Origin of the sequence: Arenibacter sp. F20364 (genome assembly GCF_023015905.1) — a bacterium.
GTDB lineage: Bacteria > Bacteroidota > Bacteroidia > Flavobacteriales > Flavobacteriaceae > Arenibacter.
The window spans coordinates 1-478 of record NZ_JALKBD010000151.1 but is presented as its reverse complement, the minus strand read 5'-3'; the positions used below and the strand labels follow the sequence as shown (position 1 = coordinate 478).

Annotated in this window: 1 pseudogene; it reads right to left on the bottom strand. The window is 52.3% G+C overall.

The features are described 5' to 3' along the window. Positions 1-478: pseudogene (locus MWU84_RS24115) on the bottom strand (exosporium protein); the annotation flags it as partial.

Sequence of the window (478 nt, the reverse complement as noted above, 5' to 3'; positions counted from 1 at the left end):
CCAGTTGCTCCAGTTGCTCCAGTTGAACCAGTGGCTCCAGTGGAACCAGTTTCACCTTGTATTCCCTGTGCTCCAGTAGAACCAGTAGCACCTGTTGCACCGGTATCTCCTTTATCACCTTTCTCACCTTGTGCTCCAGTTGAGCCAGTATCTCCTTTCTCACCTTTGTCTCCCTTAGCTCCAGTTACACCCTGAATACCTTGAGCACCGGTATCACCTTGGTCACCCTTAGCTCCAGTAGAGCCAGTAGCTCCTGTAGCACCGGTATCACCCTTAGCTCCGGTATCTCCTTTAGCTCCGGTTACCCCTTGGATGCCTTGAGCACCAGTCTCACCTTTGTCGCCTTGGTCTCCCTTAGCTCCAGTTACACCCTGAATACCTTGAGCTCCTGTATCTCCTTTGTCACCTTGGATACCTTGGTCACCCTTGGCACCTGTATCTCCTTTTGCTCCGTCAGCACCGGTTGCACCAGTAAGTC